The organism is Arthrobacter sp. GCM10027362 (assembly GCF_042679445.1).
Taxonomy (GTDB): Bacteria; Actinomycetota; Actinomycetes; order Actinomycetales; family Micrococcaceae; genus Crystallibacter.
In genome coordinates this window covers 1-8,030 of the sequence record NZ_JBHTML010000173.1, presented here as the reverse complement: position 1 = coordinate 8,030, position 8,030 = coordinate 1, and the positions used below count along the sequence as shown (strand labels likewise).

11 protein-coding genes are annotated in these 8,030 nt (G+C 67.5%); 5 read left to right on the top strand and 6 right to left on the bottom strand.

All coding sequences use genetic code 11. The features are described from left to right. On the top strand, positions 1–460 hold a 460-nt coding region (locus ACFQ36_RS18365; RefSeq protein ID WP_377016236.1), incomplete at its 5' end, for a PspA/IM30 family protein. 105 nt (positions 461–565) lie between these two features. Next, a complete protein-coding gene (locus ACFQ36_RS18360) occupies positions 566–1,306 on the top strand; it encodes a polysaccharide deacetylase family protein (RefSeq protein ID WP_377016234.1) in 741 nt (246 codons plus the stop codon). Between the two features lie 3 nt (positions 1,307–1,309). Here the strand turns inward: ACFQ36_RS18360 and ACFQ36_RS18355 are convergent, their stop codons facing one another. The 5 genes from ACFQ36_RS18355 to ACFQ36_RS18335 all read right to left on the bottom strand — a co-directional run bounded on the left by ACFQ36_RS18355 (position 1,310) and on the right by ACFQ36_RS18335 (position 5,827). Beyond that, positions 1,310–2,479, bottom strand: a complete 1,170-nt coding sequence (locus ACFQ36_RS18355) for a hypothetical protein (RefSeq protein ID WP_377016232.1) — start codon at positions 2,477–2,479, stop codon at positions 1,310–1,312. A 440-nt stretch (positions 2,480–2,919) separates the two neighbouring features. After that, a complete protein-coding gene (locus ACFQ36_RS18350) occupies positions 2,920–3,297 on the bottom strand; it encodes a hypothetical protein (protein WP_377016230.1) in 378 nt (125 codons plus the stop codon). Positions 3,298–3,468: 171 nt separating this feature from the next. After that, positions 3,469–3,780, bottom strand: a complete 312-nt coding sequence (locus ACFQ36_RS18345) for a hypothetical protein (RefSeq protein WP_377016228.1) — start codon at positions 3,778–3,780, stop codon at positions 3,469–3,471. Between the two features lie 203 nt (positions 3,781–3,983). Then, positions 3,984–4,910, bottom strand: coding sequence for a tRNA glutamyl-Q(34) synthetase GluQRS (gluQRS, locus tag ACFQ36_RS18340; RefSeq protein WP_377016226.1), 927 nt, complete (start codon positions 4,908–4,910; stop codon positions 3,984–3,986). Positions 4,911–5,035: 125 nt separating this feature from the next. Beyond that, entirely contained in the window at positions 5,036–5,827 is a 792-nt protein-coding gene (locus ACFQ36_RS18335; protein WP_377016224.1) for a hypothetical protein, read from the bottom strand. Between the two features lie 351 nt (positions 5,828–6,178). On the opposite strand from ACFQ36_RS18335, the gene ACFQ36_RS18330 reads away from it, so the two are divergent. Together ACFQ36_RS18330 and ACFQ36_RS18325 are read left to right on the top strand one after the other, a co-directional pair. After that, a complete protein-coding gene (locus ACFQ36_RS18330; RefSeq protein ID WP_377016222.1) occupies positions 6,179–6,475 on the top strand; it encodes a hypothetical protein in 297 nt (98 codons plus the stop codon). A 450-nt stretch (positions 6,476–6,925) separates the two neighbouring features. After that, positions 6,926–7,072 carry a hypothetical protein gene (locus ACFQ36_RS18325; protein ID WP_377016220.1) on the top strand — a complete coding sequence of 49 codons (147 nt, stop codon included), beginning with the start codon at positions 6,926–6,928 and terminating at the stop codon, positions 7,070–7,072. A gap of 3 nt (positions 7,073–7,075) precedes the next feature. On the opposite strand, the gene ACFQ36_RS18320 is transcribed toward ACFQ36_RS18325, so the two are convergent. Beyond that, a complete protein-coding gene (locus ACFQ36_RS18320; protein ID WP_377016218.1) occupies positions 7,076–7,348 on the bottom strand; it encodes a hypothetical protein in 273 nt (90 codons plus the stop codon). Between the two features lie 247 nt (positions 7,349–7,595). Between ACFQ36_RS18320 and ACFQ36_RS18315 the strand changes: the two genes are divergently transcribed. Next, the gene (locus tag ACFQ36_RS18315; protein WP_377016216.1) at positions 7,596–7,859 is read left to right on the top strand and encodes a hypothetical protein; all 264 of its coding nucleotides are present in this window, start codon (positions 7,596–7,598) and stop codon (positions 7,857–7,859) included. Positions 7,860–8,030: the final 171 nt, after the last annotated feature.

The window sequence follows — 8,030 nt, the reverse complement described above, 5'->3', positions numbered from 1 at the left end:
CGTCGCTGCCGGGGACGACGACGCCGCCCGGAATTTCCTGCGCGGCGCCCTCGCCGCCGGCAAGCGGCAGGAGGCCCTGGACGCGCGGCAGCGGACACTGGCCGGCCAGCTCCACGACCTGGAGCAGATGCTGCGGCGGCTGGAGCAGCGCATCGAGGATGCCCGGCTGCACTACCTCACGCTGAAGGCGGACCACGGTGCCGCCCGGGCCGCGCTCGGCATGCAGGAAGCCCTCCGGGCCGCAGGAGAGGGCGCCGCGGATGCCCGAAGCGCCGCCGCAACCGCGGAACGGGAGATCCGCCGGTTGCAGGCCCTGGCCGCTGCCCGCGAGGAGCTGGCCTGGTCCGATCCGGACTCGCACCAGGTACGGGAGGCCTTCGAGGAACTTGAGACGAGGCTGTCGGCCGAGGCCGCACTGTCCCGGTTGAGGAAGCGAACGGATCCGCCTGCCGGACCGTAGCGCCCGACCGCGCCCGGTAGGATTTTTTCAGATCGGACGCACGCATTGGAGAGGCCTGCCGAGTGCCGCCGTTCCGGCAGGTCGTTGGGGAAAGCAGGTTGCGCCATGCGCACACGTACCGTCGTCCTTGCCCTGTCCGCCCTGTCTGCCGCAGTACTGGCCTGCACCCTGCTGGTGCCGGCCCTGCCGGCTGCGGCCGCCGCCGACAATCCCGAGCGCGGTCCGAACTACAGCAAGCGCGTCGTGCTCAGCTTCGACGACTGCCCGCGGACACTTACCGCCTTCAAGGACGTAATCAAGTATGCCGGGAAGAAAAACATCGGCCTGGTCATCGCTCCCACGGGCAGGTGCATCCGCAAGTACCAGGACCGGTACGGCGTGAACATCGCCCAGTACGCCCGGAACCACGGCCAGTACGTCATCAACCACACCATTACCCACCCGGACCTGCGCAAACTCAGCTGCGCCGCCGTCGCCAAGGAAGTCTCGCGGTGGCCCGGGGCCGGCAGCAATTACGGCCGCCCGCCGTGGGGCTACGTCAATGCGAAGGTGCGCTGCGGCTATGACCGGGCCGGCCTGAAGATCTGGCTCTGGGACGTGAACACGCTGGACTACAAGGGCAAGACCCGCGCCCAGGTGGTCTCCTACGCCGCCGGGCACGCGCGCGCGGGCAGCACGGTGCTGATGCACATGGACGAAAAGGCGTTCACCCCGACGGCGATCAGCCAGATCAGGACCAGACTGGCCGACCGGGGGCTGAAGGTGTGCCGGGCCTACCGGGGCACGGACAACCAGGGCAAGATCCTGGCCACCGGCCAGAAACTGCCCCCGCGCCTGCCCTGCTGAGCGCTACCTGGCCGCAGCCTCGACGGCGGGGATCCTGCCCGCGAGCACCGCCTCGGCCGCCGCGGCCCGCTCGCCCTTGCAGCTCCTGGTGTAGTAGGCCCAGGTATTCGGGGCGCCCATCGCGAAGGCCATGCAGTCCGCGGCCAGCTCGTAGCCGGAAGAGCCGGTGGTCTTGTAGATCGCGTTGAAGGTGTCCGACATCCTGGTGTGGTCATTGCCGAAGGTGATCCGCTGGACCACGTGGGCACACTCATGCAGGGCCACGTACTTGAGCCCCAGCTCGCTCAGTCCCGGATAGAGCTCGATCCGGTTTTCCGGCCACATCGACTCGGCGTAGTAGCCCGGGCGCACCGTGATCATCGTGTTGGGGCAGTAGTCCCTGATGATTTCGTGCGCCTGCAGCGCGTAGCCGGTGTAGTCCCCGGGGTTCTCATGACGCAGCGTGACCACCTGGACCAGGGCCGCGTCGTTGGCGGTGGCATCCACCACCAGCCGGTACTTCCTGGTCACCGTCCGATCGGTGGCCGGGGTGCTGACGGTATGGGCCGTCGAGTACCAGCTGGACGGCCTCGGCTTCCAGCTCAGGTTCTTCAGGGTGACCCACTTGCCGCCGCGGTATTCCTGGAACCTGCCCTTGCGGGCGACGTCCGTGTAGTAGAGCTGGATGGTGTGGCTGGCCTGCTCGCCGGCAGCGACCCGGCCCCGGCTCAGCTCGAAGAGCGTACTGCCCTGCGCCGAGTGGATCCAGGTGGGCCACTTTTGGTAGCTGAGCGACTGGGACGCCGACCTGGCGACGGTCTTGGAGCCCTTGAGCAGGACGGCCCGGACCTTGACCGTCTTGCGCCTGCTGAAGTTGTAGGATGCCGCCACCGTCTGCGACGACTTGGTCACGGACTTGGACGCCTTCCAGACGGTGACCCACTTCGTGCCGCTGTAGTGCTGCAGCACGGCTTTGAGGCCTTTGGCATTCTTGGTCCTGATGTTCACCGTGGCACCCGGGTAGTAGGTGACCAGCGGCGTGCTGCTGATGGCCGCCGTGACCTTCGCCGCGGCCGCGGGGACAACGACGGAGGGCCGGGCAGCCGGGGCGGCCGCCGCGGGGCCGGCCGGCGCGGCCAGCAGGGCGAGGGCCAGGGACAGGACGGTAATGATCGAGGCAGGAAGCTGTCTCACTTTCAGATTTCCCCCAACAAAAATCAGCGGTGAAGCAGTGACCCCGCCAGCCTAAGCGGTGGTTGACCCGGGCAACACATGACGGCGTGAAAACGGGGTTAATCGTTCCCAAATTGTTCCTTCATATCGGCCATGTCGGCGGACCCCGGCCGCAGGGACATGGTCGGGCGGCTCTGCCGCTGACCGGCGCCGATCAGCGGGCTGGCCGCCGGTAATGTCCCTGCCCGCCGTCCTCCAGTTGAAGTGCCGGAGGCAAGCGGAATTGTCCGGACCGGGACGACCGGAGATCAGCACCTGCCGTCTTGAACCCGCGGCCCTGCAAGCGGCCGGGGACCGGATCAGTAACGAAGGCACGGCGTGGGAACACGCCTGGACCGTTACGTTTGTGCCGGAGCGCGTCTTCGGCGCCTCCCCGCCCGGGTTGACCGGGCGCTCTTCGGTTAGGCCGCGCCCGTCCTGGCCGGCGCCGGGATGCCCAGCCAGAGTTTGAACCGGCCGCCGAAGCCGCGGAAATCGTGGTCCTCGCCGCCGCGGCGCAGGTCGGTGTAGATCCGGTGCCACAAAAAGCCGAGCAGCACGGGCGACAGCACGTCCAGCCAGCCATAGCGGCCAATGACGGCGTCGCGCACAATGCCCAAAATGATGTGGGCCAGGGCCGGCCACAGCATCAGCCACATCACCCCGGTCAGCCGGTACCGCTGCCGGGAGCGCCGGACCGTAAAGAGCCGGAAGGCGTAGGCGCAGAGCAGCAGCAGGTAGGGAATCATCGTGGCCAAATCCAGCCCGGCCAGCAGGAAATATGGTGCCGTCGAGGTCATGGGCATTCCTCACGCCGATCATGTACATGCGGTCCTGCCCCTGAACCTGCTCCGAACCTAGCCTGCCGGCCCCGGGAAATCCAGAGGCACCGGCGGAGCGCGCCGGACGGAAACGGCCGGGGCGGGAAGCATGTGGCTTCCCGCCCCGGCCGGCCGTGTGCCGATTTCCGGTTAGCCGCTGTAGCTGTTCATGGCGGCCACCATGGTGCCCATCATGATGACGAACCAGACCAGGCCGAGGATGCCGAAGATCAGGCTGATCCAGCCGAGCACCTTGCCCGCCGTGGCCGCCTGGTGCAGCCGCTCGGCCTTGTTGGCCTGGCTGATCGCCAGCGGTCCGAAGACAATGCCGAGCACGAAGAGGCCGAGGATGCCGAAGATCAACGAGGTCTGTGCGTGCTTCTGGCCCTGCATCATTTCCGGGGACTGCATCATCTGCATTGGATAAGGCTGCGGCGGCGTCTGCTGCTGGTACTGGGACATGGATGTCCTTCCACTTGGTGTTGCCTGCTTGATGTTGACAGCGCGCAGAAACCGTGTGACGGCCAAACCCCCCGTACTTACCGTCTGCTGAGCAGGCGACACCGGCTGATGGCCAAGACCTGGCGAAGGTCCGGACCGGCTGCATCCCCTGCGCGGGTGCGGCCACAAGCGACTATATCGGCCGCTGCCGACGGTTTGGGGGATCAGGCGCGGGGCAGCGCGGCGTCCTCTGCCAGTTCGCCGCGGTAGATCCACGGCTCCCGCGGCAAAGCTGCCGGATCGAACGCCGGCAGCACCGCCTCGAGCGGACCGGCCGGCAGTCCCAGCGAGGCGAGCAGTGCGTCCCGCACGCCGTCGGCCGTCTGCCCGTGCCGCACCAGTTCCGCCAGCGTCACCGCGCCGTCGCGCTTGGCCAGCCGCCGGTGTTCCGGGTTCAGCACCAGCGGCACATGCGCGTACCGGGGAGCGTGCAGCCCAAGCAGCCCGGCCAGGTAGGCCTGCCGGGGCGCGGAGCTGAGCAGATCGTCGCCGCGGACCACCTGGTCCACGCCCTGGGCAGCATCGTCCACGACGACGGCGAGATTGTAGGCGGGCACGCCGTCGTTGCGCAGCAGCACCATGTCATCCACCGTGCCGGTGTAGTTGCCGTGCAGCTGGTCCCGTACCGTGAAGTGGTCCGTGTCGGCGCGCAGCCGCAGTGCGGCCGGACGCCCGCGGCGCCGCTCGGCCCGCTCCGACTCGCCCAGGTTCCGGCAGGTGCCGGGGTAGGCACCCTGCGGGGCATGCGGCGCGGTGGGCGCATGAAGGATTTCCCGGCGCGTGCAGTAGCACTCGTAGACCAGGCCTCGGCCGCGCAGCTGCCCGATGGCGTCCAGGTAGCGGGGGATGCGCCCGGACTGGTGCACCACCTCGGCGTCCCAGGCCAGGCCCACGGCGGCCAGGTCCGCCAGCTGCCGGTGCTCGGCCCCGGCCCGGACCCGGTCCAGGTCCTCGATCCGGACCAGGAAGCGCCGGCCGGTGCTGCGGGCGAAGAGCCACGCCAGCATGGCAGTGCGCAGATTGCCCAGATGGAGGTCTCCGGAAGGGCTGGGGGCAAAACGCCCGGCCCCGGCAGGCACGGCAGGGTTCACTCCCCCAGCCTACTGGCCGGGATTGGGCCGGGGACAAGCCGGGGCGTTGCTCCGCGCTGAATAATGCGGCCCTTCCATGCCTGAACCCGATGCTGCCGGACATTCCGGATAAGCATAGGCCCCAACTAGCCGGATCCCTGGTCCAGCCTGCATACCGCGCGGAAGTCCGGATTGTGCCGCCACCCCGGCGTGGCCGGGACGTACTTCGGGCAGAGCCTGCCGCCCAGGTACACCGCCGAATACTGGCGCTCCACGGAGTCATCCTCGTAGCCCATGACCGGGACGAGCTTTCCTTCGGCGGGAATCCGCTGCAGGTGCCCGCGTCCGTCTTCCGTTACGGTCATCTCCAGCTCCGGCTGGCAAACCAGGTCCGGCTTGGTCGGCCGCAGCTCGACCAGCAGTTGCTCTTCCTCGCCCCGGCCGAGGGTGATGGTCCGCTCGGGAAAGAACGGGCGCCGTTCCCCCGTGGCATCCGAGGTCCACGCTCCGCTGCGGGTGTCCCCCACGCTGATTCCCAGCTGCACCGAAGGCACCACGCCGCCGGTGGCGGGAATGAGGCGCATGAGCGTGCCGCGTTCGGGAGGGCTGCACTTGGACACATCCCGGATGTCCGTGATTCGCACCGGGTCCTGGCGGTTCCCTTTCAGGGTCAACAGAAAGCGTCGGGCCCCGGCAATGATGCCGCCGCGGTCCTCCAGCCAGGCAGCCTGGTCCGGCACATTCATCTGCCCCAGGCGCTCGAGCTCCTGGCTGGAAAGCTTCACGTCCGGCGGCAGTGATACATCCCCCCAAGTGCGTTCCGGAGAGGACACGATCACCGTCACGGGTTCTCCGGTTTCGGGGGCGGTGCCGGTCATCCCAGTGAAGAGCGGCTGCAGCCAGCCGGTTAGGGCTGCCGCGGCGGCGGCCAGCACCACCGCACCGATCCAAAAGAGGGGTTTTCGCCAGAGGGGTACCGCCCGCTTTCCCTTTTCCAGCCTGTCCGGACGGTCACCGCTCCGGCTGGTGCCCGTGGACGGCATTGCAGCTCCACTCGGATTGAAACCACGAAATGTGTGTCAATGGTAGGAGTGCGGAAAATCCGGGTCAAGGCGGGCGGTTGACCAGGCAGCTGCCGCCGCCAGGCAGCCCGGTATTTCTTCAGGCACAGCACGAAGCAGATCATCATTACACGTTCCATCGAGTTGATCTTGCAGAAGCCTTGACCGATTCTTGCCCATCTCGTTACCGTTGCGTGACCTGCACCACTACTGAGGGGAGATAGTCAGATGAACATCACCAGGAAAGCTGTCGCAGGAGCCGTACTTGCCGGAGGAATGCTGTTCACGGCCGGGGTCGCACCCGCGAGCGCACAGGTCCAGCAGGACGGGCTGGTCAATGTTAACGTAGGCGATGTGACGATCCTTGAGGACGTCAACATCGGTGTCGCGGCCCAGGTCGCCGCACAGCTCTGCGGCTTCAAGGTCGGCCCGGTTGCAGTTCTCGGCACGGCGGTCGACCGCTCCGGCGACACGGTAACGGTCTGCAATTCCGATCAAGGCCCCGTCACCATCAGGCAGAACTAGGAAACTTCACCACAAAGCTGCACATGCAGCAGCTGCCCCGGGGCCCGCAGGTACCCCGGGGCAGCCCCCCTGCCGTCCACTACCTGTGACACAAGATTCCTCAAGAACGGGCCGCTCCGCCGGGGCTTGGCGGCCTGCCCCCGACGTATTCCAGGTATACGCCCTGCCCCGTCCTACACGCCCGGCGGCCGCCCCGCGTTGGGCACAACTTCTAAGGCGTTGACGCCGTCGCTTTTGCCCTAATTCTTCTGATAGCCAATCCGGCCCCTGGAGTTTTGGGATCCTCGTATATCCCCGGCAACCCCGGCTTCAGCACCGTCAGTTCCCGGGGCACGGTCGAAGCCGGCGGCAAGACCTTCCGGGCGCTCCTGACGGCCACGGACGAGGACGTGCTGTTCTTCCGGAACGAGACCGGCACCGCCCCGAACCGGAACGGCACCTACCCGCGACGTGGAACCCGGCGAACTGGCCGGCTTCCGCGGCGCTGTCTCCGTCCGGCAGCTGGACCGTGTCGGCAACCCGTCCGGGGCTTTCGAGGTGACGCCGGTCAGGGGATTCAAGGAGTGCTTCGTTTGCGGGGAGCAGCTGGCGGCCTGAGCCTCAGTTGATGTTCACATCCAGGTTGACGTAGACGCCCACCCTGACGATGAGCTGGTCCTCCAGGTAGGTCGCCAAGGCCTCGGGGCGCGTCGGGCACCGGTCCTTGGGCATTTCCCCGCACAGGACCGCCCGGCTGTCCTCGATCTCGAGGACCGAGAGCCGGACGCCGTCCACCGTTCGCCGTCCGGCCAGCCGGTGGAGGCTCTGCTCGAACGCCTCCTCCGTTCCCGGCCGGGGCGTTGCTGCGGCATAGAAGGCCGCTTGGCTTGTCATCGCGGTTCCTCGCAATCTTGCTGGTTAAACGTTTTACTCAACGCTATCGGGGGGAAGCCGCAGGTCAACCCCGGGTCGGCCGACCGGCGCCGGAACGGCAACGTTCCGCACACATGGTGCCGTACGGAACGCGCACACATGGCAGAGCGTCGTCCCGGGACGGAAACCGCTGAAGAAGGCCCACCTCACCCTGGCCCACGCCAAGGGCGCGGCCACGTCCCACATCCAGGACTGGACCGATACCGACATGCAGATCCTCGAACTCGATCCGGCCGGCGGCAAGTTCACCGTCCTGTACAACATTCCGCCCGGCACCACCGTGCCCAGACTCCCCTGGACATGGGGTGGCGCGATGAAAGGCCGTCTGGTCCTCATCGACGTCCGCCGGATCTCCCGTCCCCGGATCCTCGCGCATAGGCGTACCCGGACGCCGCGCCGGATAGGGCTTCCAATGCCGGGGCTGTCGGCAAAGCCGTGCAAGGATGCCCAAGGTTCCAATCGACCCGGGTAGAGACCAGCCTCCCTGGTCCCCAGCACCAAGGATGTACAACCGTGCGGACCGCGCGCAACCCGATTCTGATCCTGGCCCTGCTGTTGGGTTTCCTCGGCGCGGAAGCTGAAGGGGCCCGGGCGGGGTCGGGAGGCGCAAAGCCTTGATCGTGAGGTGCCGGCCGCGGTGCTC